A 24,839-nucleotide genomic window follows, 5' to 3' on the forward strand; every position below is an offset into this window, starting at 1 on the left:
ATTGATAAGGATAACTTTGATGGGCAAATCCAAAATATTAGCCAAGCTTGCGGTTGCAAGTTTGGCTGTCTTTAGTATGTCTAGCCAAGCGAGTTTTTGGGTGGCGGGCGACTTTGCTAAAGTCAAAGGTAACAGCTTTGACAGCACGCAAGCGGCGTTAGCGCAAGTTAATAGTGGTTTAATGATAACTCAGTATGATGAAGATCGCCGTGCGTGGTCAATTGTCGCGGGTCATCAATTATCAGAAGCGTTCTCGGTAGATTTAGGTTACATGGATATGGGCGATGTAGAGTTAACGGCAGTTGGGGCAAGCATTACCCCTAATCAGAGCGCTGCCATTATTGCCGCGGAACACCCAATCACAGCACAAGGTTTGTTTGTTGCGGGTTCGTTTTATCATGAATACAGCGAGTTAACCCAATTGCAAATGCAGTTTGGCCTGTGGTTTTGGGATAGCGAATATGACGTTTATGTTAATAATCAACGCCTCGCAACATTAAAAAGTGATGGGCAAGATGTTTTTGTGAAACTCAGTATTGAGCACAAGATTGTCGACGACCTAGCCGTCACTGCCGGCGTAAGGATGTTACAAGACGATACCATTGCCAAACCCAGTTTAGTTTTTGGGGCTAAGTATCGTTTTTGATCGCAAGGGCTCTTTGCGCATTCTGATTAAAGGCTACAATTGTTTGTAGCCTTTTTTTGTTTGCCCAGCGAAGCTGGCAAACCCGCTAGGTTGAAAGAAACCTAGATCACCCCGACTGAGGGGAAGATAATCCGAATCGCAAGGGCGTTATTGGCCAACGATAAGGTCTGAAGGAAGCGATAGGAAGTTAACAGTACGCAATGAAAATGAACCTGTTTCGGCAGTTTAGGTGGGTAAGTTTGCAAAATAGCACGAAGCCCGATACTCAGTCAGACCTAAACTGTGTTTGAGGGTGGCATTGTTAACAGGGCGTCAGTGCAGTAACTGGGGAAGCCTGGCATCTACTCCACTTATGTGTGGAAACATCAGTTCAAGAAGTGATTCGAGAATGATGTTGGTGTGAGGTGGCAGATGAACCCGTAGTAGTGATAAAGCCTCGGCCGATGAAAGCCAGTAATGGTGTGGAGGACAAAACCAAGGCGACCATTAGCGAAGAGTCTAATGGCATTTGTCAGTATCAAAAGTACGACAAATGGCGAAGGGGGGAAGTATTCTTTAAAGGTATCGAAAGCACAATTTTTTTTTTTTGCAGAGGTTCATAAGCACCCTGACGAGGGTGGACACCGCAGACTGGAACACTAGGAATAGCGTATCTGGACTGACGGGTTGAATGTGGAGTAATGGTTAACCGCTCAGGCAGATTGCCGATAGGCTAGCACCCCTGAAGTTAACATGAAGCGTCAGCTCTGCAAGAAACAAAGTGACATTAGATACCGCAAGTCATAAGGCAATAGATGAAGGTATATTACAGTCTGTATAGTCGTATACTCAACGCAGATGCGTTATACAGCGCTTTCAAAAAAGTGAATAAAAGCAAAGGCGCGGCCGGAATAGATAGGCAGAGCCTGAGTGATTATGCATCTGATTTGGATAATAACCTGAATACGTTGCTAATCGAACTGCAAACGAAAACCTACCAGCCACTACCAGTCAAACGGGTAGAAATCCCGAAAGACGATGGAGGGATCAGGCTGTTAGGTATCCCCGCAGTGAGAGACCGTATAGTCCAGCAAGCATTAAAACACGTGCTTCAACCGATTTTCGACCCTGAATTTCATCCATCGAGTTATGGATACAGGCCGAAAAGAAGTTGCCATGATGCTATCAGCAAAGCGACGCTCTTTATCAGAGAGTACCGTCGTCAATGGGTAGTGGATATGGATTTGTCTAAATGCTTTGACCGACTCAATCATGAGTTGATATTAGCAGGCGTTAAACGCAGAGTGACAGATGGCAGTATTTTAAGGTTGATAAAGCAATTTCTAGACAGTGGCGTGATGATTGGTGACTTCTGGGAAGCGAGTGAAGAAGGCAGCCCGCAAGGCGGAGTGATAAGCCCGTTACTGGCGAACATCTACCTAGACGCATTTGACCAAGAAATGAAACGGCGAGGTCACAGGATAGTGAGATATGCCGATGATATTTTGATTTTATGCAATAGTCAGGCAGGGGCGAAGAACGCCTTACTCAAAGCGACCTTGATACTAGAAAAGGAACTGAAATTGACCGTTAATAGAACGAAAACGCACATTGCGCACAGTGGTGATGGTGTTAAGTTTTTAGGTGTTGAAATCGGTAGCCAATATACACGGATACAAGATAAGAAACTCAAACGGTTCAAAAGCAAAGTCAAAGAGATCACCAAACGTAATCAAGGACGGAATATTGAGAGTGTGATTAAGGAATTAAATCCAGTGGTGAGAGGCTTTGTAAACTATTTCAGAATTGCGAACTGCAAAAGGGAATTTGATAAGCTAGCAGGATGGATAAGAAGAAGGTTAAGAGCGATCCAATTGAAACAATGGAAACGGCCAGCGAAGTTACACAGGCGACTTAAGCAATTGAAGTATAAACCGCCATTTAAGTTCATCAAGATGAACTCGTGGCGCAATTCAGCGAGCCCATTGTCGAGCTTTGCGATGCCGAATAGTTGGTTCACAGAACTTGGCTTATTTAATCCTTCGGAAGTTAAAACGGGATGGCTTGTCTTAACCGACAAGATATGAAGAATACATGAGCCGTATACGAGGCCCGTACGTACGGTTCTGTGAGAGGGCTGAGGTGTAAACCTCACCCTACTCGATGTAGGTGAGCATTTATGCTTGCAGAGCCTGAATATGTTATTTTTGCCACTTATATAGTCAAAGCGATCAGGTTTTAGGGGCAGGTTTCTAGTTCCAGACGAAACCTAAGTACCTACATCCATGTAGGCAAAGCCGTCAAGCTTCGAGACCCCATGAGCATATGCTCTACTATGTGATTGGGGCGAGTAAGCGCTGACAATGAACCATAAGACCTGAGCGAGAAGACTATAGGTGGTTAGCCACCCGAGGTGTTAGATGTTTACGCGTTTGGCTAAATCTTGAGCCAATTGTTGCACAACTGATGTCCAATCTGCTATTTGCGGCTGACGATACAATCGCATTGATTGATACCAAAATGTCTTGTGACCTTGGGTTTGCCATCTTGGATCTGGCAGATAGCTTAATAATGTCCAGCATGGCTTGCCTAAAGCCCCCGTTAAATGGGCAACACTGGTATCCACAGCAATGACCAAGTCTAGTTGGTTGATCAACGCCGTCGTGGTGTGCATGTGTTTTAGCTCATTGGAAAAATCTTGCAGGTTACTGTTAAGATTGTCGTGGGTTTGTTGCAGGCTACAAAATGCAATATTGTCTAAATTTAAAATCGGGTCAAGCTGCTCTAAATCAATACTACGCTCGGCATCACGTTCATGGGCCGAGTTTCCTTGCCAAACTAATCCTACTTTTAATTGATTACCATGCTGAGTTAGCCAGTGGTTAATTGAGTCGGGCAATTTAGCTTTACTGGTTAAATAAGGCTTATCAAAGGCTTCATAGCGCCATAATTCGCCGAACTTGTAAGGCAGGCTATATAACGCACAGTGCAAGTCACTGTTACCGGGTACAAATGCAAATTCATTTTGTGCAATAAGTGTTAAGCGCTGGTTTAACTCATGGCTTAAGCTTGATCTAACTATTTCGTGTAAGGTTTGATCAATACAGAGGTTGATATGAGCAAAATGTGAAAATAACTGAGATAAGTAACGCAAGCACATGATTTGGTCGCCTAGGCCTTGCTCGCCATACACAAACAAGCAGGGAGCTTGTATGGCTGATTGTTGCCCTGTTATCTCTTGTCCTGTTCTATTTTGTCCAAAGAGCCCTTGCCACTCAGGCAATACTAAAGCCAACTTTAATTTAGCTATGTTTGGTGTGACTGGCCGTGATTCAAATAAGCGCCAACCACGTTCAAATTGACCTTGTTGTAAATAAAGTTGCGACAATGAAAACTGATACCATGTGTGGTTAGGATCTTGCGTTATCCCTTTTAACAGTTCGCTTTCTGCTTTGGCAAACTCATGTTGGCACATATAAATATAGGCTTTTTGTAAAACCATTTGTTGATGGTAGCCAATACTTTTTTCCGCCAATTTGATTAGCTCAAGCGCAAATTCACTTTTGCCTAATTTTAATGCACACGTGGTTAGGGTTAATAACCAAGCTAAATTGGTTGGCGCTAATGCAAAAGCTTGTGCCAACCAACTAAATGCCAAAGGTAAGTTTTTGGCTTTTTCTGCGAGTACACCTTGATAGTAGACATTATTGGCTTGCGGAATGGTATTTTGTGTTAAGGCTTTAGCTAAGGTTAAAGCTTGATTGATGTGTCCGGTGCCGACTAGCGCTTGTACCTGTTGATATTGCATTTCAGCACTGAGTGGTGGCGCAACTTCGGCGCGGGCATTTATACGGCGTAATGCAATGTCGTTATATTGGTTATCTAATAAACTTCGGATTTCTGTTTCACAAGCCAAGCTGTTAGGCAGTAATGAGGTGAGATCAAGGTGTAACTGCTCAATTGCGCCTTGCCATTGGTTGAGTTGTGGCTGCCTGTATAAGGTAACACTTGGGTACCATATGCTTTGTTTACGATCGAGTAACCAACGCCAATCAGGCACATAGCTGAGTAATATCCAAACCGGTTTGCCCATTGCAGCCGCTAAATGCGCTACGCCAGTGTCGACTGAAATCACTAAATCCATGTGTTCAATGATAGCGGCGGTATCGGTAAAGTCTTGTATTTGCTCTGAAAAGTCGATAATACGCGGGCTTAATTCCTTATGATTGACGGGATCGATTTGTAGCGAGTAAAACTGAATATCTTCAATGGCAACAATAGGTAACAAGTCGTTTAATGCAATGCTGCGGATCAAATCGCGCTTATTATCCGGGTTGCCAGACCAAGCAATCGCCACTTTAAATTTATGAGTGGCGCATCGTGGTTGCCACAACTTCACTTTTTCGCTTGGTGCTGTTAAGTAGGTAGAACATGATTGCGTGATGCTAGTTTCATCTAGCTGCCAAATACGGCCTAATTCCATCAAGCTAAGTAAATAATCTGCGCGCTCAATATTACGACTGATAACGGTTAAATTAGGTAAGTCTTGTGCATAATGCTGGATTAAGGATGCAATTAACGGGTTAACTTGGAAAATAACCTGCTTGGCTTGGGCACATAACTTAGGTAAAAAGCGTAAAAATTGAATGGTGTCGCCGTGACCTTGTTCGTAAATGATGGCTAAGGTTTTATCGGTTAACGCTTGGCCATTCCATTCAGGAATGCCTTTTTTCAGCGCACGCTGGTATTGCACTATGTTGCTTAAACGTAGACTGTATTTTTGCCAGCCTAGTTGAAATTCACCTAATGTGAGGTGAACTAAACTGGATGAAAAATCTGGGGTGATTTCATCGCCTTGAGATTGACTGGCTTGTAAATAAGCTTGCTTGGCTTGGTGGTATTGCCCTTGTTCTAAGTAAGCAAAACCTAAACTTCCGTAGCCGCGCAAACCTAAATCATGCCCTAAATGCCGCATGCGATCTAAACAATAATGCCCAGCGGCAAATTCAAATTGACTATTAAATGCAATAGCCGCGTTTATTAATAAATCTTTTTCTTTGTTGTTTAGCGCCAATGCATTGCGATAAAAGGGGAGGGCGTCTTTGGCCTTGCCTAATCTGTGTATACAAAGAGCTTGGGTTAACCACGCTTGCCACCAACTGGGTTGAATATCGGTAATTTGTTTAACATAGCGGGCTAAGTCTTCAATTTTATGCGCATTTTCTTGTTGCTTTGCTTGGCTATTTAACCCTGCAAAAGCGAGTTCCAATATCTTATTTAATTGGCGACTTTGCCACAGGTTTTCTAACACTGGGTCGTGACTGAGTTCGCGAGGTTGGTGCAGGTTTGGCTGTGGCACAACGCCCGATAAATCAGCTTGTAATTGCTTTAATGTTTCGTCTTCTGGGTTGAGCTTTAATCCGTCGAATATGACTTTTAGCGCGTCTTGATGTTGATTACATTCCTTCAGTACGGCGACAAGCTTGATTCTGGCTTCAACATAAGTTGGATCTTGATTTATCGCAGCACAAAACTTATCGACCGCTGGTTGGATTTGTTTGTTTTGATACAGCGCAGTACCGTAGCTGGATAATATATGCGGGTCGTTCGGTTGTAGTTTAATGGCAGCATCAAAGCTTTGCACAGCAAGGTGGTACTCTTTTAATGCAAAGTAACAAGTCGCTAATGCTTTATGATAATTCGGCTCGGCTTGCATCGCTTGAGACAAGGGTTTTAAGCCATCTAATGCTACATTAAACTGGCCTTGCATTAACGCTTGTTCTGCCTGTGCGAATTGAGAATTTGGGTTCACAGCGCTAATTCCTATTATTTTGTATTAATTGGGTTAATGCGAGTTTGATATCTTGGATCACATCAGACCATTGATAAATGGTGTGTTGGCGAAACAGCCTTGTATTGGGATACCAATAACTTTTATCTGTGTTTAACAGCCAGCGCCAATCTGGATCGGCGGATAACATTAACCAGCAAGGTACATTGAGTGCCCCTGCTAAATGGGCAACCGACGTGTCGACGGTTATTAATAAATCAAGTTGTTGTAATATTGCACTCGTATCGGCAAAATTTTCGATCTGATCATCTAAGCGCTTAATGGCAAATTGACAGTCATCAATTTGCTTAAGACCCTCTCCCATTTGCAAGCTGTACCAAGCTATTTTTTTACCTTCGCTATTTTCACCTTTGCCATTTTCTATTTCACAAAGTTCACTTAACGCTTGTAGCTCAATACTGCGGTATTGATCTTTTAAATGCTCAGGGTTGCCTGCCCAAACTAAGCCGACTTTTAATAAGTCGGATTGGGGAATGCGCTGCTGCCATTTTTGTTGATAGGTATTCGCTACATGTAGGTATGGTACTTGCTGATGCAATCCGTCACTTTGCATAGATAATGCAATTTGCAATGCCATTAACGGGCAGTGAGCGTCCATTGTGCCAGTGAATGTCATGCCGGCAATTAATTCAACGTTGGTTGGTAGTTGAGCTAGGTCGTGCTCAAGTAAACAATGGAGCTTGTCTTTGATCAGTAGCTTTAACTTGTTTACTCGTTGCGCGGCAGGCCATATATAGCGTAAAAATTGGATCGTATCGCCTAACCCTTGCTCGTCATACACGAGCAAGGTATCTACCTTTTGGCCTTGCCACACTGGGTATTGGCGATAAATATGGTCTTTTGAATACTTGTCCGTTTGCCATCGCACGTTAAAATTTTGCCAGCCTTGGGTAAATTGCCCCATCAATAGCTGTTGCATACCTAATCGCACGGTATTTTGTTGTTTGTTTGGCGCCAGTTTTTGTGCGTGCTGCCAAACCTGTAAAGCTTGCTGATGTTGGCCAATTTGTTTGTAACTGCTGCCTAGCTCGCTTAATGCATCTGCATTATTGGGATCACTCGCTAGCACTTTATTAAACATGGCAATGGCTTCATGCTGCCTATGTGTACGGTGAAAACATTGACCCGTTAAAATATACAAATTGTTGTTATTACTTTGTAAGGGTAGAGCCGTTAAGTAGTGCTCTAAGGCTTGGTCAAATTGTTGTTGGTTTTGGTATAGCTGACCAATGCGCATATGGGCGTCGAGATCAAAAGGGCTTATTGCTAGTAACTTTTGCAAGTTAGATAGGGCGTAATCTATCTGCTCTTGTTTGGTGGCAATAATGGCTAACGCGCGCAAGGCTTCTATGTCTTGGCCGTTGTTTTGTAAGCGATTAACGGCCGTAATGGAAACCTCAGACAGTTGATTTTGCTTTATACCGTCGAACAGATATTGATTGTCCAACCATTGTTTGTCTTGCAACCAATGGCTGAATTCGACATTTAATTGATTGAGGGTAGGTTGCCAGTTTTGTAATTGTTGTTCTCGAAACAAGCGCACACTTGGATACCAAATTGTTGAGCGGCTTGTCATGAGCCAGCGCCAATCGGGTACATAATTAACCAGTAGCCAAGTTGGTATATTCAGCGCACCGGCCATATGTGCGACAGAGGTATCAATGCTGATCACTAAATCTAGCTGACTGATCAAGGCTGCGGTGTCTGAAAAATCATTCAGGTGAGATGAATAGTCGAGTATTTCGCCATGCTGGAATTGAGAAATTTGTTTTAGCGGTTCACCCATTTGCAAACTAATAAATTGCACATTTTGCTGGGTAAATAGCGGGGCAAATTGCGCTAGCGATAAGCTGCGTTCTTTATCTCGGGCGTGGCTCGGGTTACCTCCCCAAACGAGGCCAACTTTTTTACCTTCAATGTTTGATAGTTGCTGCTGCCAGAACTCTACTTTGCTTGCTATTGGTGTTAAATAAGGCGTGTGCTGAGGGATATTGCTTAAGTTGGCATTAAATAACCCTGGCAAGTCCATTAAGGTGCAAAAATAATCGGCTGTACTAACAGGATCATCTGTGCTGATCACTTGGCTATTATTTGCTAGCCCTTTAAGTTGTTTTATTTGCTCAACCAGAGGCTGTTGGACTTTTAGTGTTAGTTTTTTCGCTTGTTGGGCTAAATACGGAATGTAGCGTACAAAGTTAATGGTATCGCCTAGGCCTTGTTCGTGGATCACGATCAAGTGTTTATCAGCCAAGTTTTGCCCTGTCCAACGGGTTGTATTGTCTGGTTTGTGCTTTAAATTAAGCGCGTTGGCTCTGTGCTGGTATTCTTGCCAGCCTAATTCAAACTGGCCATCGAGTAACAAAACAATGCCATATGAGAAGCGCACTTTAGCCTCGTTCGGCATTTGCTGTGCAGCGAGTTTGTAGTGGTGTAAGGCGTCTTTAAGACGGCCAGTACCTGTGTAAACTATGCCTAAGTTTTCGTGTAACTTGGCGCTTTTACAGCCTAAGCTTTGCGATTTTTCTAATGCTGTTATTGCTTGGTCGTGACGATTAAGTTGGCGCAGCACCATACCCATATTTAAATAAAGTTGGTCGTTTTGCGGGTTATGTGGCAAAGCCGCATAATACCACTCTGCACTTTGCTCATATTGTTTACTTAAATGTAACGCAAAAGCGTAGCCATAGGTGGACAAGTTTAAATGTGGGTAATGGCGTGCAAAAAAAGCAAACAGTTTGATTAATTCGGGTAAAGCTTGTTCACTACCACTAATTGCGCTTTGCAAGGTTTTAAAGGCGAGCAAAATGGCAGCAGACGGATTGGATTGGATCCACTCATTAGCCAATTTAATGAGCTGTAACAGAATGTTGTCATCCAGTGCGGATGGAAACTGCAAGGTATCAATAGCCGATTGGATCGCCAGTTCTTTCTTTAATAAAGCTTGGCTGGTAGGTATGGCCGCTTTTGCTAGCAATAAGTTAGATAAAGCTAAGCCAAATTGCTGCTTTTGATAATGTAGCTCAATTAATTTGTTCCAACTGAATTCATCGCCTTTACCAAAGCCTATGGCTTTATGCAGAGCGGCAAGTGCCGCATCTGGCTGCTTTTGGTTGATTTGCATTACTGCCAAGTTACGCCATGCTTCACCATCGTCAGGAACCAGTTGTATGTAGGTTTGTAAATCTTTGATGGCGGCGTTAGCTTTGCCCAAACCATATTTGGCAAAGCTTAACCCTTTGAGCATGAGCTTGGGTTGAGCACCTAGTTTCTCAGCTTGGTCATAGTGCTGTATGGCACTATCAAATTGCTTATTTTGAATGGCTTGTTCGGCTAACTGAATACTGTTTTGTGGCACTTTGGCTCCATGCTCTTGTTATTCGATTGAGCTATTTGCCAAAGTATATAAGAAGAGTTGCTTGTGAGTCTAATTCACCACGGGAAAGTTAAGGGATAGCTAAGGGGGAGTTAAGGAAATAGTTAGGATAGCAGAGGTTAAATTGGCTAATTAATATACCGACTTTTGTGGGCTAGCATTTATGCTTGCAGAGCCAGCGGGACGTTTGGTTTGAACTCCCGCCTGTGCGCTTAATCATTGGTTGGACATTGGTTATTATGAGTAATCAGGGATTATTTAGCCAGTTGTGCTGCTTGTATATAATCATGGTAGGCAGGAATAGCGACCGCGGCCAACATACCCAAAAATACTACGGGTAAGATTAAACCTAATATCCAGTTTATTGCCGTGTTAGGTGGTGCCGGTAACCCTCGATTATTTTGCCCTTTGCTACCTGGCCTAAATAACATGAATAATGTGAGGACTAAATTTACCAAGGGGATAAAGGTTAATAATATACACCAACCTGACCAATCAAAGTCGTGTAAACGTTTAACCCCTGCGGCTATCAAAATGTAAAATATGCATATAAAAGCAATAACCGACGCAAAACCCAGAAAGGTCTCGTTGATTTGTAAGCCAGCTAAGATACCAATGGGAATAAACGGCACAACATAGCCAAATAGCATGTGCGATAAGTAACGTAATCGGCCAATTCGCCCTGTAAAAGAAAAAGGATTGACTTTGCAATAGCCGATTTCTTCTTTAACTAAATCGACTTCAGTGGCTTGAAAAAGGTTTTCTGTGTTGTCGGTCGTGTTTTCCATACTTTGCTCCTATTAAATGTGGTTTATCTCCTTAATTCCTATGGTTGAAATTAGCATATGAATCATACGAGTGTAAATTATTAAAGCGGTTGTGTTTAACTAGATATATTCTAACTGGGTTAGCTTTTATCTTGTCGAATACAGTGTTTTAATGGCTCTCTCATTACTTAATTTGCATAACGTTATGGATATTCGGCAAATCAATTGGCAGCAAACTATCCCTAATCGTCACCAAGTATTATGGCCTAATGAAAAGCCAGAGTTTTGTTTTGTCGATGGCGATGAAACAGCATTGCATTTTGGGGCTTTTGATCAGCAAACCTTGGTGTGTGTCGCCTCAATCTATGTTAATCAAGAATACGTTAATCAAAAATATGTAAATGGAAATGCGGCTCGCTTAAGAAAGTTTGCAACGTTAGCGCAATACCAAGGAATGGGGGTAGGCAGTAGAATGCTTAAATTTTTAATTGAACAAGTGAAGGCGTTAAATACCGATTATTTTTGGTTTGATGCCAGAGAGTCTGCTTTAGGTTTTTACCAAAAGTTTGGTTTTGTTGCCGAAGGTGAACGCTTTTATAAAAAGGATGTCGCTTACTTTAAAATGCAAATGCGCTATTAGCCGCTTTTTGAATAGTTTGCAGACTTGCAAGCATAAATACACACCAACAATACAAAGTCTATTTACAGCCAAAATAGACGTTCGCAATTTTGAAAAATAAACCGTTAATGAAAGTTATTGTAAATATTGGTTTGGCTTTAATGGCCTTCGCGGGTAACTCTGTATTATGTCGTTTAGCGCTTGGTGAGCAAGCCATTGATGCTGCAGGGTTTACGGTTATACGTTTGTTATCTGGCATTGTTGTATTGATGGTGATTATTAAGTTAACTCAACCTGCTGCGTTTAACTTAAAGCGAAGTATAACTAAGGTAAACGCTTCGTTGACAGGTTTAAAAGCCGTAAAACAACATTGGTTAGCGCCGCTGGCATTGTTTATTTATGCAGTCACCTTTTCTTTTGCTTACATCACACTCGAAACTGCGACAGGTGCGCTTGTTTTGTTTGGTATGGTGCAATTAACCATGATTATTGCCAGTTTAATGACTGGTAAACGCTTGCAGAAGCTTGAGTGGCTCGGGGTCATGATTGCTTTTATTGGTCTTATTTACCTGATGTTACCCGAGCTGACAACACCATCACTACTTGGTTTTGTGCTAATGGCTATTTCAGGTGTCGCTTGGGGCGTGTATACGTTAGCAGGTAAGGGCAGTCAAAAGCCAATACAAGACACCTGTACTAACTTTATGCAAACCTTGCCTTTTGTTTTATTGCTAATCTTGTTTGCTTACCCCTTTTTCAATTTATCTGCTCAAGGCGTGTTATTAGCTGTGTTATCTGGCGGTATCGCTTCGGGAGTGGGTTACAGTATTTGGTATAGTGCAGTTCGTTATATTACCTCTTTGCAAGCTGCCGTTTTGCAATTGTTAGTGCCCATTATTGCTGCTTTAGGTGGTGTGGTGTTTGTCAGCGAGCCGATAACCTTACGTATGCTGGTAGCGGCCGGGCTAATTTTAGGTGGCATAATGTTGGTTAGCTATGCAAGCGCTAGCGATAGTTATAGAACACAATGATAGCCTTCCAATTGAAATCTCTATAAAATGCTCGCATTTAAACTGTTGTTTTTAAATGTGGAAATGATAAATGGAAGTCAACATGCGCAGAGCGATTCTTACTTTACTACTCTTTATATCTAATCAATTATTCGCAAGTGATAACTACACGCCAAACGAGGTGCTTTTACAAAGAGCAGCGATTGGCGACACCAAAGCACAATTATTAATTGGCGTGAATTACTACAAAGGAAATGGCGTAGAAAAAGACCCAATCGAAGCAAGTGCGTGGCTTTATCTAGCATTTTTGAACAGTGACAAAAATGAAGATTATCAAGCAATATTTGCGCAGCAAGCGTCAAGTCTAACCGATGAGCAATTAAACCAAGTCGAAGCACGATTAAAAAAACTAGTTAAAACCTACAGTAAACGCAATACATCTAAAATATTTAGCCCTGTTTTAATTTCTGACATTGATTGTAAAGATAGATTACCGCCTAAGCCAAAGAAACGCCAAGCACCCAAATATCCCATGCCGGCTTTAAAACAAGGTGTTATTGGCAGCACCCAATTGGAATTCTCTGTCTCTAAATACGGTAATGTACGTGATATCGAAGTCGTAAAATATACAGACAAAGCCTTTGTTAAACCTTCATTAATTGCGCTTGAACGTTGGCAATATATTTCCAACGAGGAACACTATACGGATGTATCAGTCCATCTAAACTACAACATTCAAGGCAAGTCGAGTATTAATCCAAAAGCGTTTAAAAAGCAGCTAGAAAAAGCGTTAAGCGACAACACAGATGCTAGAGCCCAGTATTTAGCTAAAGACTGGCTTAACATTGTGCAAAGCCATTTAAGTAATGAACAACGTAAAGACGTCGCGAAATGGTACAAGCAAGAACGTGAAATTAAACACTCTCCGTTTCAGTGGCAAGAACAAAATTTTTGGTTAATGAAAGCTGCTCAAAATGGTCTTGCACAAGCTCAGTTTGAGTTAGGCATAAATATGCAGCGTGGGCGTGGTTGCAAAGTCGATAAAACCGCAGCAGAGCAGTGGTTACAGGCGGCCGCCAACCAAAATTATTTACCAGCTAAGGCGTTAGCGGGTCTTAATTTGCTTAAAAAAGGTGATTTTGAAAGCCAAAAAGCGGCAATTGAATTATTAAAGTCTGCGAGTGAAAGTAAATCCATTTATCGACCAAGATTGGAGTTAGCTTGGGTTTTATCGACAACAGAACATCAGTTGTTGCGCGATCCTGAATTTGCACTCGATATATTGGACGACAATCCTAGATTGTATCGAGACACAGTAAGGATTTTAGAAACACAGGCCGCAGCTTATGCAGCGGAAGGAGACTTTGATGAAGCAGAGGATTTGCAAGAAGAGGCAATTGAAGAAGCTGAGGAGTTAGGCTGGCAAATTAACCCTGAAATGGCAGCTCGTTTAGCTAAATATAAAAATAAGCAGTTAATCACTGGTGACTATTACTTATAAGTGAGTGATTTCCACCTTGTCGTTGAGCTCGTTTTCATTCATAAGCTAAGTAGAAAAGCGTGCAAGATTAAATTTAAAGACCGGTTTCAAGGGCCGAATTTATTTCGGCTAACAGAAGGTTTGTCGATGTAAAATCGACCCTATAATTTAGTAAGGGGTTATAAATTATACCGATCAAAATTTTTGAGTTAAGGTACTAGTTGCTGAGCAAGGCTAAGCAGTTGTCCCCTAGTTTTTCTAATTATTCGGCAATGTTTTTAATAACATATGGTTCGAGAGGAGCTTTCGCCCCTCTGGCTTTTAGTTGATTAAGTGGTTAGCGCGCTGAAGCAGGTAAATCAGGGTTAGCGGCCTCAGCAAAGGTGTAGGTTTTGCCGCTGCTATTGTAAACGGCATCGCGATATAACATGACTCTGTCGATAGCGTGGCCTTGTGAGCGACCGGAAATCATAATTTGGTAAACCCCAGGGTTGGTGACTTCTAAGTATTTTGCATAGGTATCACCACCGTTAGACAGGGTTGCGTAGTTCCAGTCCCACGTTGGTTGGTTATTTCTGAATACTTTGAAGAAGTTAACCACATTACCTTCACGATGACCGGTTTGTACGCATTTATTTTCCGCAATGGCTGAAGCCGGGCAGATCACTTTAGTTTTGTTGTTGTCCTTAATGCCTTGACCGTAAAATTTGTGGTCTAAGCTTGATTGAATGGATAACCAAGAGTCGTTACCTTCGCTGCCAAGATAGCCGTGCGTGATTAAACTACGCCATAAAAAACGATAGACACCAGGGGTGGTTATATTAACGTCGACTGTGACTAGTCGATCCGCTTGGGTTGTGTTGGTATTCCAGCCGCCGTCGTGTTGTAAATAATGATCGCCTGTGGCAAAGCGGCCATGGTATATCTTCCATTTACTGTTACTCGGTAAGTTAGCTGCTTCCATTTCAACTATAACGAGCCCGTCAGTTTCTTGGAAAGGTTTGTTTAACGAAGCTTGTTGCGAGGTCGCACAACCAAGGTTATCTACACTATTTATGTCGGATGTTGAGGTATTAGCGCACAAGTCTTTACCGTCGTTTACGCCGTCGTTATCGCTGTCAATGTCGGATAATGCACAGCCTTTGCTATCAACATTTAACTCGCTTGCTGGGAATGTCGGCATCAAGTTTTTAGTGTTGGGACATGTGTCAATTGCGTTAAGCACACCGTCATAATCATCATCTTGTTCCTCTGGTGCACAGCCTGTGGTGGATGACACATTGGCAATCAAACTATTGTCAGTAAATACGCATTGGTCAACAGGATTTAATACACTATCGCCATCTTCGTCACCGTTAGTTGCTAGTAATTGCATGACTTGAATGGCAGATAGGGTTGGGCCGCCAACTGCGGATTCGACTGTAACATTAAGCACTCCATCGCTAACCGCAAACTCGTCAGTCATTGGCGTGTAGGCTGTACGCAGGCCATGATCACCAGCCAAATCAATATTTGACAATACTTTTTGATTTTCGACTAACACATCGAGTAAACGTTTACCTTGGCCATTGAGTTGCCAATTTAACTCGGCAAAATACAGTTTTACTACATAGTTGCCATTAGCTACGGGGATTGCGTAGCGTACCGCATTGGCTGTGCCGTCAGCTTTAGGGTAAAGAAAGCGATGATGGCGGAATAAATCATCATCTTCGGTATTTAAAATATCATGTTGGTCGGTTTCTTTGTTACCCGTTACGACTACACCAGATCGCTCAATTTTGGTCCAGCCTTGGGCATATTTGTCGCGTTGAAAGAAGGTGCCGTCTTTGGTGATAAATTCGCGATTGCCAACATTAATGGCAGCGACGGTATGGTAGTAGTTACCATTGTCACAACCATTGGCGTCGACACTTGGCACATTACTGGGGGTGGCAGGGCAGGTATCGAAAGCGTTCATGACCCCGTCTTGATCTGTGTCGGTAATTTCATCGCTATGACAACCTTGTGCGTTAACTGCATCTTTTAATGATGCCGGTGTTGAAGGGCATTGGTCTAGTGCATTTTTTATTGTGTCGTTGTCATCGTCTAATAATTCGTTAGCGTGACAGCCTTGGTTGTCAACAGCCCCTTTAAATTCGCTCGGAGTATTGGGGCAAACATCGCTGATGTTATAAACCTTGTCATCATCCGTGTCGGTAATTTCGTCCGTGTGGCAACCATGGGTATTAACATTATCTTTATGTGTGCTTGGCGTTGCTAGGCATTGATCAAGCGCGTTAACTATTTGATCGCTATCGTCGTCAGCTAACTCGTCTGCGTGACAGCCTTGGTTATTCACGACACCTTTTAAACTTTCTGGCGTGTTAGGGCATTGATCGGCAACATTAAATACGCTATCGCTGTCTGAATCGGTAATTTCATCAATGTGGCAACCTTGAGCATTGATTTGACTAATTAACTCTGTAGGTGTGTTTGGGCAACTATCACTGGCATCAAGGATAGTGTCATTATCTGCGTCAGGCTGTTTGGCTGCGGTATCTTCGCTGCCACTTCCTCCTCCACAGGCTGCTAGTGCTAACGTTATGCTGAGTAAAAGCGGGCGGATGGCAAGGTGTTTTAGGTAAACCGGACTGGGTGAGCAGGCTGGTTGGCTTTTAGTGGTTGTTTTATCCATGTTTTTCATTTCTTTATTGTTGGTTGTTAACAAAATTGAATTTAGTGCAATATAGCAATCAGTTGGTAACAAAAAAACAACATAAGATTTAACATTTTAGCTGGCGAGTGAATTGGCTTGTGTGTAATTGATGAGTGATAAACAGGGTTTTATAAAGATCAGCTTGTGATTTGGTTTAAACAATAAATTAATGTATACGTTAATTTATTCCTTGGTGGGAAAGGGCTGTCATCGTTTTTTTGTTTATTTGAATGAATTATCTCATCCTAAATTTCAACTATCGCTTGTTAACCGTCAAACGTTTATTTTTGCATTTTGTGATATTTATGATTGTAAGTGTTAATTGGTATTAAATAGTTTTTATAGTTATATAAAGGTTGACGTTGTTAGCTGAACTTGAGTGTGATCTGAATGAAAAATGTACTCAAAGTGATAAATATATGGACTTTAGGGCGGGCTGTTGCCTTACAAGCCAATCTGTTGGTGCCTACACGGGGCTGGGACTTAGAATTTGTCGGGAATAAAATTCTGTAGCCTTTTTCTTTTGGATAGAAAGGTTTGCAGGCTCTGCAAGCATAAATGCTCGCCTACAAAAACTCGATACTTTAAACGGCTTTTGTTGGATTTTTTCACTCAATTTATCGTTTGATTATTGCTTGTCAGCTGCCTTTCTATTGCTTGATTATTGAATGCTAAGGGGTTGTTTTGTAACCAATAACTTGTTGCACTTATCTTTAGGTTTGATAGATTTGTGTTACTAAAAGGAAACAAAGGATACGGAAATGTCAATGCAATATTCACTACAACAATACACTTTGCAACTCTCTCATACCGCTATCAATTATTATCAAAGCTCAGGTTCAGGGCAAACCATTGTATTTGTGCATGGTAATTCGAAATCCGCTTTACAGTTTTCTCAGCAATTACAGGGTGAATTTGCAGAGCAATATCGGGTTATAGCATTAGATTTACCCGGACATGGCTTGTCAGGCAGGCTCGACTCTAGCGCTTACACGATCCCCAGTTTATCTAACCTTTTGGTTGAATTTAGCCAAGCATTACAATTACAAGAGGCTATTTTTGTTGGTTGGAGTTTAGGCGGCAATGTGGTGATGCACAGCATTGAGCGGTTGCCGCAAGCCAAAGGGTTTGTGATAGTTGGGGCTGTGCCCTTTGATAAACCGATGAACATGGCTTGTTTGCTTGAAGCGCCATTTTTAAGTGCGTATTTTGAAGTTGATTTTCCAACTGAAGAAATAGAAAAACTACTCGCGGCTAATAAAGTTTCGGCGGAAAGCGATAAACAGGCGATCCATCAGGCGATAAAACAAAGCGATGCTCAAGTGCGAAGTACTCTGGCAGCGAGTATTTTTCATGAGCCTGACTACCGGCATGAGTTAGCTATTGTTAAACAAATGCAAGCGCCATTAACTTTTATATTTGGCATGGAAGATAACGTATTTTCAATTCCTTTTATGCGTGAACTCGTCAACGAAACCTTAACTCATACTCAGCTTAAGTTAATTCCGCAAGCGGTGCATTTTCCGCATATTTCGCATGCTAGTGCGTTTAATCAGTGCTTAGCTGAAATTGTCGAGCAGTATGTTGGCAGGTAGCGGTTAATAAGATACAGCCATTTATAGTCAAAGCGATCGGGTTTTAGGGGCAGGTTTCTAGTTCCAGACGAAACCTAAGTACCTACATCCATGTAGGCAAAGCTGTCAAGCTTCGAGACCCCATGAGCATATGCTCTACTATGTGATTGGGGCGAGAAGCGCAGACAATGAACCATAAAATCTGAGCGAGAAGACTATATCTATGTCAGAGCTTAAGGAATATTGTTGGTTATGGATAAACTATTAACCCATCAATCGGCATTAATTGAACTGATTTATCAATTTGTTAATGACGATAATGCACCACAACAGTTTTTAAATTATTTAGTCGATGAGCTTGGGTTTCATGGCGGTAATATCGCCATTCAAAATACCCGCTCTTTGGCTGTATCTGAAAAACTCACTGCTGGTATTAGTGCCGATCCTACGTATCAAAGTGAACACCTACGTCGCAATATTAATTCAGTTGATATCTGGGCTAAACAATTGTTGCAAAACCCTAACCAAGGGCAGTTTTTGGCGGACCATCAAATGGTCGACAGAGCTGTGTTTGATACCTCTGAAGTGAAAGCCTTTCTTGACCCGTTTGAGGTTGGAGCTGCTATTGGCGCTCATTGGCAAATGCATGGTGATGAGGTATTTCGCTTAAGCTTACTTAATCATGTTTCGTTAGGTTTGATCAGTCAGCAGCAACAGGCTTTGCTTAATAGTTTATCGCCACATTTAACGCGTGCCCTAAAGTTTAGAATGCAGTTTGAATTTAATGAGCTTAAATCTCACGTATTCCAACAGCTTGAATCGCATAACCAAAGTGTTGCGATTGTGTCGGTTGCAGGTCAGGTGTTGGCGTTTAATACTTGCTTTGATAGCCATGCAACTCAACAAAAAATCTTGGTGGTAAAAAATGATAAATTACAGTTTAAAAATCCGGCTGCACAACAGGTATTTAGTCGTTATTTGCAACAGTTGCATTTCGACACTATTGCTACCACGCCTGACTGTTCATTAACCCTTGCCAGTGGCGATAACGACGCCAATTATTTAGCCACTTTTACGCCTATTCTGTTACAAAATACCTTTAGCTTTTTAGGCTTACAGCAGGTGTTGGTGTTTAAAATGGCACCGGAGTACATACGGCTAACGGATAAAAGGCCACGTTTGATGTCGCAAACGGGGTTGTCGCCTGTGGAATTGGAAACTGGGCTTATGTTAGCTCAGGGTAATTGTATTAAACAAATAGCGCGTTCTTGTAATAAATCGGAGCATACGGTGCGCACCCAAGTTAAAAAAATACAAAGAAAATTAGGTGTGTCGAGTCAAGCTGAAATTGTCGCACACTTATTTAAATTGTAAGATCGCAATTCTTATTTCCTCCTCATTTTTTTTGTAAATTAGCCAACACGTTCGCTGCTAAAGTTAACTGGCTGAATAATTGTGTCTCACTTTACGTTCGCTAGGTTCTAATTTTACAGTTACATAAAGCATGGATACTAGATGAAGATTTTTAATAACAAGCATAAATCAGCGCCAGAAGTGCAGGACCCTCATCTACTCAGTGGTTTACAAATGAGAGAGATGGAAATGGAAGACCGCATTAACACAATACGCTTATCTATATTATCGTTTTTAGTCATTTTTGAATTGTTACTGGGTGTTTCTAGCTTAGGGTTAGAGCCAATCGTTTTTATTTATGACTTTGGTACCTTTGCCATTGCTTTAACTTGGTTTTATATAGTGCGTTATTGGGCAAACCTACCCACTTATCAACCTTGGTTAAAATATGCGACTGTACTGGGTGATTTTAGTTTAATTGTGTTGATTGCCTTGGAAATAGAATATTTAGCCGAAGTTGGCAATATTTTGCGCAGTATGGAAATAGATCAATTCGAATTAATGGTGGCGAGTTTATTGGTTTTGTTTAATGTACTTAGCGCGTTTCGCCAAGGGCGCACCGTTATTTATTTCTCGACCCTGTGTGCTGTTGCTGCGGCCACTATTATTCTTGAACACTCGCATACGGATAGAACAATTGAGTTACATGAACAAACGATTTTGTTGATGTCTGGTGCGCTAGCGTTGGCTATTTCTAATTATCAAGTTAATACCTATCAAAAGCTCAGTAAACGCGAGCGCTTGATGCGCTACCTATCAAATAATGTTGTCGATGCGGTTGACCAAGGTACAGTCGAAATGAAACCCGGTGGGCGCCGCCAATATGTTACTGTGTTAATGTCGGATATTCGCAGTTTTACCAAGTTATGCGAATCGCATCCTGTAGAGCAAGTGACAGAGGTGTTAAATCGCTATTTTTCCATGATGACGCAAGTGGTATTTCAACATGGTGGCATGGTTGATAAATACATTGGCGATGCAGTAATGGCGGTATTTGGTGCCCCTAATGCGGGTGAAAATGATGCACGCGCCGCCGTGCAAGCATCTCAGCAGATGTTACTTGAACTACAAAAGCTCAATCAGAGTTTAGCGGCTGATAATTTACCGCAAATTGAAATAGGTATAGGGATCCATTCTGGCGAAGTTATTGCGGGTAATGTTGGCAGTGAGCATAGGTTGGACTATACCGTGATCGGTGATACGGTGAATGTCGCAGCTCGAGTCGAGTCTTTGACTAAAGCCTATTCACAACCCGTTATTGTCAGTGAGTCGGTTGTGAATGACGCTAATTTACCGAATTGTTTTGTCTCGTTGGGTGATGCGCAGTTAAAAGGTCGGGAACAATCTATTGCTATTTATGGTCTTAGTTAGCAATTATTAAAATTGAATGTTTGCAAAATTAAGGAATCAGCATTTTATGAAGCCCCATATCGCAATTGTTTTATTTTCAACTTTATTTGTTTTTGCCCTGAACGCTCATGAATTGACTGTGCCGCATGTGAGTGTGACAGGCACTGCGACCACATATGAAGAGCCTGATTTAATTCACTGGTCTATTTCAGTTAAAAACGAAGGGCCAAGTTTACCTAATGTCAGTCAAACGCATAGCCAAGTTGTAGCCAATACCTTACGCTTGTTAAAAAGCCAACGGCTAAAGAAAAAGTCGTTACAAACTACGAATATGCGTTTTGATGAAAAGTATGAATATCGTGAACGCGAGCGTAAAAAAGTTGGCTACATTGCTCAAACCCGTATTCAGTTTACATTGAAAAATATCGACGCTTATCAACAAATTTGGACTGAGTTAGCCAAAATAGACGGTGTGAGTGTTGAGCAAGTGACTTACGATATTGAAAATAGAATTGCCTTGCGTGATAAAACCCGAGTATTGGCGATTAAAGCTGCTAAACGCAAAGCCAGTGCGTTAGCAAAAGCGTTAGACTCAGATATTGCGAAACCCATTTTAATTGAAGATATTAGCTATGATCCTAGACCTGCTAAGGCTTCTTCTGCCAACGCGGTGCGCATGCTTGAGTCTCATGGCGGCGGTGGTGATAGTGCTATTGCTTTGGGGCAAATTCAAGTCACAATGCAGGTTAATGTTAAATTTCAATTAGTTGATTAAGGCGTACGTACACAGCATATCAAATAGCAAAATATTGGCGAGCATATATGCCAATGCCATTAAGTTAACGACATTGGCATAAATGCCTGCAAAACCTGCTAGTCTTTCCACCTCAAGCCGGCTGATATTATTACTATAAAAACTGAAACAGGTTAAACAGACATGGTCTACACTGAATAATATCGCGCATAGGTCATTATGTATTGGGTAATGTATCTATGGGATATTTGAAGCAACGGGAGTAGACCATGGAACCGCTTGATATTAGCAAAGTTAGTTTATTACCATCCCACCAAAATGATAGTTCAGTCTCTAGCTTGCTTGATTTTTATGAAGTGATGGATCTAGATATTGTATTATCGACCCATCAAAATTGGCCGCAAATCAGGCAGTTACCGCCTTTGTTTATCCACGATCGCCCCGATTTTTTTGACGACAGTCAATTGCCGAATGAACTATGGTTGTCAGACGAGGTAGAAGCTGAACGATTAAAATATTCCAATAAATTTTCTATTTTACCCGCGTTACGCGAATATCGTTTATTGTTGTTTTCTATCGCCGATCCCAGTCAACCTTTAGCATTTGGTTCAATGGATATTAGCATTCAGCATACGTGGCAACTAGAGGGCCGCACAGAGCGCCCTTGGGAATTGGGGATACAGCTAGAGTTTTTACATAATTATGTGGTGCCAGCGTATCGTGATCTTGGACTCGATTTATTGCTTGGTTATGCCATGGGCGATATTTTTTGGCGGCAAATTAATCATGTTTTGGGTCAGTTGACGGATAGTGACTATATGTTAAGGCCAATTATCATTGACCATGAGCGCAAAGCGGGTGGTAGTATGATAGTGGACACAGTAGAACGCGAAATGCGCATGATGTCGAAACTACATAAAGAAAAAGAGTTGGATTTTCGCCTAGAAAATACCTTGGTTAGTTTTCCTGATATAGCTTGTTAACTTTGCTGACTGGCAATTTTGGCTTGTAAATCTGCTTGGACTATTTCAAGCGCTTTTAATGCTTCTTGCACGTCTACATCGTTTTGTTCTAATTGCATGATTAAATCAATGGCTAAGCGCACATGAAAAGGTGCGCTGGCTATTTGTTGTTCGATTGTTTCACTCACTAATAATCTTTGCCTTTGTTTTCGTTTAAAAAGCGCAATGCACTTTTTAAGGCTTGGTCTACATTCATTTCCATTTGTAAGCGCTCGGCTTGCGGTAAATAAAATGCCATATCCACTTCATAACGAATGTATTTAGGTGGTAATTGATTAAGGATCAAACAACAGAGATCAGCAATGAAATCGGTGTCTTTGTTGTCTGCTAACCCTTCTTTTGTCAATTTATCGACAACTAACTTTTCGTAGTAATTGTGAATATCGTCATGTAACTTCATAACAACCCTTTTCATGGTTAGTGCTTGTAGCAAATGTAGCGCGAAAATAGACTTTTTTCCAAGCTTTGATTTTATTAAATTTTATCGAGCGCTTGATTAAAGTCAGCTAATAAATCGTCCAAATCTTCGATGCCAATTGATAATCGGATCATATTTTCACTGATCCCCATTTCAGCGCGCCGAGCTGCACCCATCTCATAATAAATCGTCGGCGCAACAGGGATGGCTAACGTTCTATTATCACCTAAATGCGTTGAGCATAACACAAGGTTTAACTCATTGATAAAGGTGATAGGATCGGCATCTGCTAATAGATCAATACTCATTAAACCACCAAAGTACTTAAACTGTTCGGCGGCTAGTTGGTGTTGGGGATGTTGCGGGATCCCTGGGTAGTACACTTTTGCAACTTTAGGGTGACGTTGAAAATGGGCTGCAAGGTGCAGGGCATTGGCACAAATGCGATCTAAGCGTAAAGCTAAGGTTTCAGCTCCGACAGACAATAAATGACAAGCATCAGAGCTGATACTGGCTCCCATATCCCGTAGGCCTTTTTTCTTAATTTGGGTAATAGCCCATAGTTTAGGATCAGCCTTTTTGTAGCTATCGGCAATATTGGGATACGTTGTCCAATTAAAATGGCCAGTATCTGTTACCCAACCACCCAATGCATTGCCGTGGCCGCCAAAATATTTGGTTAGCGAACCTGTGATCAAATCAACACCGTAGCGGCTCGCATCCAGTAAGTAGCTTGGGGTCATGGTTGTATCTAACACAAATACAATATTATGCTGCTGGCAAAGTTGGCCAAGCCCTTGTAAATCAGCAACTTGAGTCACTGGGTTGGCGATGGTTTCGCTAAACAGTAATCGGCTGTTGGACTTTACTTGTTCGGCAACGGCTTGTTTATCAGTTACATCAACAAAGCTAACCTCAATGCCAAAATGGGTCAGTTGTTGGAAAAAGCTATTGGTGTTACCAAACAAATAATGGCTGACTAAAATATGGTCACCCGCTTTGAGTAAGGTTAACATGATGGCACTAATAGCCGCCATGCCAGTTGAGAAAGCGACACTTGCTTGACCGTTTTCTAGTTCGCAAATCATATTTTGTAAGGCGTTCATGCTGGGAGTCGAAGAACGAGCATAGGCATGACTAGGGTTACGTCCCTGAAAAACGTCAATTAAGTCTTGAGCATTGTCGTATTCAAATAATACAGACTTATGCAAAGGCTGATGCACGGCTCCCGCTTCTAAGTTGTTGTGGCGGTCGGCGTGTACGACTCGAGTGGTAAAGCCCTTGGCTTTGGTTTCTCCCTGCGCTTTCATTCAATTCTCTTCTGTGACAAACTCCAAACACTTTGAGTATAGTGTGATTTCCAAAAATTTATGTCAAATCAAATAGCTAAAGTCACGTGGAAAGGTGACAGACAATTTTCAGGTAAAACCGCAACGGGTTATGATGTTTTGATGGATGGCGGTTCGGCTGTCGACGGTCATCGTATTGCGCCAGGCCCAATGGAATTGATATTGCAAGGGTTAGCGGGTTGTTCGTCAGTTGATGTAGTGACAATTCTGCAAAAGAAAAAGCTGGATTTGAAAGCCTGTGAGGTTGAGATCCAAGCGACGCGTTCGCAACAGATCCCTGCTGTTTTTGCTCAGATCAATTTACATTTTATTATCTCAGGGCAGGGCATATCAGGCAAAGCAGTCAATCAAGCGGTCAGTTTGTCGGTTGATAAATATTGCTCGGTGGCCAAAATGTTATCGGACGGCGGAGTGGTTGTCAGCCATAGCTTTGAGATTAAGCCAACTTGCTAAGTTTGCCTGCCTATATGTTTGTATAGGGTAACTATTCAGCGTAATTAATCTACCGACTTTTATTGAAAATAGCTGTTTAGGAATAT

The 24,839-nt window shown here is 41.8% G+C and carries 18 protein-coding genes; 11 read left to right on the top strand and 7 right to left on the bottom strand.

Annotated elements, in window-relative coordinates; translation table 11 throughout:
• Window positions 1-19: 19 nt before the first annotated feature.
• Window positions 20-646, top strand: a complete 627-nt coding sequence (locus C2869_RS12325; RefSeq protein ID WP_108603222.1) for a hypothetical protein — start codon at window positions 20-22, stop codon at window positions 644-646.
• Between the two features lie 794 nt (window positions 647-1,440).
• Window positions 1,441-2,712, top strand: coding sequence for a group II intron reverse transcriptase/maturase (gene ltrA, locus C2869_RS12340; RefSeq protein ID WP_108602111.1), 1,272 nt, complete (start codon window positions 1,441-1,443; stop codon window positions 2,710-2,712).
• 329 nt (window positions 2,713-3,041) lie between these two features.
• Here the strand turns inward: ltrA and C2869_RS12345 are convergent, their stop codons facing one another.
• The 3 genes from C2869_RS12345 to C2869_RS12355 all read right to left on the bottom strand — a co-directional run bounded on the left by C2869_RS12345 (window position 3,042) and on the right by C2869_RS12355 (window position 10,637).
• Window positions 3,042-6,437 (bottom strand): glycosyltransferase family 9 protein, encoded by a 3,396-nt coding sequence (locus C2869_RS12345; RefSeq protein WP_108603223.1) that lies wholly within the window; start codon window positions 6,435-6,437, stop codon window positions 3,042-3,044.
• Window positions 6,438-6,441: 4 nt separating this feature from the next.
• On the bottom strand, window positions 6,442-9,831 hold the full coding sequence (locus tag C2869_RS12350; protein WP_108603224.1) for a tetratricopeptide repeat protein: 3,390 nt from the start codon (window positions 9,829-9,831) through the stop codon (window positions 6,442-6,444).
• 272 nt (window positions 9,832-10,103) lie between these two features.
• Entirely contained in the window at window positions 10,104-10,637 is a 534-nt protein-coding gene (locus C2869_RS12355; protein WP_108603225.1) for a DUF805 domain-containing protein, read from the bottom strand.
• 184 nt (window positions 10,638-10,821) lie between these two features.
• On the opposite strand from C2869_RS12355, the gene C2869_RS12360 reads away from it, so the two are divergent.
• From C2869_RS12360 to C2869_RS12370, 3 genes are all read left to right on the top strand, one after another.
• Complete coding sequence (locus tag C2869_RS12360) at window positions 10,822-11,256, top strand: GNAT family N-acetyltransferase (protein ID WP_108603226.1); 435 nt, start codon at window positions 10,822-10,824, stop codon at window positions 11,254-11,256.
• A 107-nt stretch (window positions 11,257-11,363) separates the two neighbouring features.
• The gene (locus tag C2869_RS12365; protein ID WP_199915562.1) at window positions 11,364-12,266 is read left to right on the top strand and encodes a DMT family transporter; all 903 of its coding nucleotides are present in this window, start codon (window positions 11,364-11,366) and stop codon (window positions 12,264-12,266) included.
• Between the two features lie 70 nt (window positions 12,267-12,336).
• A complete protein-coding gene (locus tag C2869_RS12370; protein WP_108603227.1) occupies window positions 12,337-13,746 on the top strand; it encodes an energy transducer TonB in 1,410 nt (469 codons plus the stop codon).
• 316 nt (window positions 13,747-14,062) lie between these two features.
• On the opposite strand, the gene C2869_RS12375 is transcribed toward C2869_RS12370, so the two are convergent.
• Window positions 14,063-16,399 carry a malectin domain-containing carbohydrate-binding protein gene (locus tag C2869_RS12375; RefSeq protein WP_159084150.1) on the bottom strand — a complete coding sequence of 779 codons (2,337 nt, stop codon included), beginning with the start codon at window positions 16,397-16,399 and terminating at the stop codon, window positions 14,063-14,065.
• A gap of 782 nt (window positions 16,400-17,181) precedes the next feature.
• Here C2869_RS12375 and C2869_RS12380 point away from each other — a divergent pair.
• The 5 genes from C2869_RS12380 (at window position 17,182) to C2869_RS12400 (ending at window position 22,494) form a co-directional block, all read left to right on the top strand.
• Window positions 17,182-18,015, top strand: coding sequence for an alpha/beta fold hydrolase (locus tag C2869_RS12380; protein ID WP_108603229.1), 834 nt, complete (start codon window positions 17,182-17,184; stop codon window positions 18,013-18,015).
• Window positions 18,016-18,246: 231 nt separating this feature from the next.
• Entirely contained in the window at window positions 18,247-19,368 is a 1,122-nt protein-coding gene (locus C2869_RS12385; RefSeq protein WP_108603230.1) for a helix-turn-helix transcriptional regulator, read from the top strand.
• A gap of 141 nt (window positions 19,369-19,509) precedes the next feature.
• A complete protein-coding gene (locus C2869_RS12390) occupies window positions 19,510-20,778 on the top strand; it encodes an adenylate/guanylate cyclase domain-containing protein (protein ID WP_108603231.1) in 1,269 nt (422 codons plus the stop codon).
• A gap of 46 nt (window positions 20,779-20,824) precedes the next feature.
• Window positions 20,825-21,532 carry an SIMPL domain-containing protein gene (locus tag C2869_RS12395; protein ID WP_159084151.1) on the top strand — a complete coding sequence of 236 codons (708 nt, stop codon included), beginning with the start codon at window positions 20,825-20,827 and terminating at the stop codon, window positions 21,530-21,532.
• A 248-nt stretch (window positions 21,533-21,780) separates the two neighbouring features.
• Window positions 21,781-22,494, top strand: coding sequence for a hypothetical protein (locus C2869_RS12400; protein WP_108603233.1), 714 nt, complete (start codon window positions 21,781-21,783; stop codon window positions 22,492-22,494).
• Here the strand turns inward: C2869_RS12400 and C2869_RS12405 are convergent.
• The 3 genes from C2869_RS12405 to C2869_RS12415 all read right to left on the bottom strand — a co-directional run bounded on the left by C2869_RS12405 (window position 22,491) and on the right by C2869_RS12415 (window position 24,261).
• Entirely contained in the window at window positions 22,491-22,661 is a 171-nt protein-coding gene (locus C2869_RS12405; protein ID WP_108603234.1) for a DUF2496 domain-containing protein, read from the bottom strand. The genes C2869_RS12400 and C2869_RS12405 overlap by 4 nt on opposite strands.
• Window positions 22,661-22,933, bottom strand: a complete 273-nt coding sequence (locus C2869_RS12410) for a late competence development ComFB family protein (RefSeq protein ID WP_108603235.1) — start codon at window positions 22,931-22,933, stop codon at window positions 22,661-22,663. The genes C2869_RS12405 and C2869_RS12410 overlap by 1 nt, the downstream gene beginning before the upstream one ends.
• 74 nt (window positions 22,934-23,007) lie before the next feature.
• The gene (locus C2869_RS12415; protein WP_108603236.1) at window positions 23,008-24,261 is read right to left on the bottom strand and encodes a cystathionine gamma-synthase family protein; all 1,254 of its coding nucleotides are present in this window, start codon (window positions 24,259-24,261) and stop codon (window positions 23,008-23,010) included.
• A gap of 60 nt (window positions 24,262-24,321) precedes the next feature.
• Here C2869_RS12415 and C2869_RS12420 point away from each other — a divergent pair, with 60 nt between their 5' ends.
• Window positions 24,322-24,753 (top strand): OsmC family protein, encoded by a 432-nt coding sequence (locus C2869_RS12420; protein WP_108603237.1) that lies wholly within the window; start codon window positions 24,322-24,324, stop codon window positions 24,751-24,753.
• Window positions 24,754-24,839 lie beyond the last annotated feature (86 nt).

The organism is Saccharobesus litoralis, from assembly GCF_003063625.1.
GTDB lineage: Bacteria > Pseudomonadota > Gammaproteobacteria > Enterobacterales > Alteromonadaceae > Saccharobesus > Saccharobesus litoralis.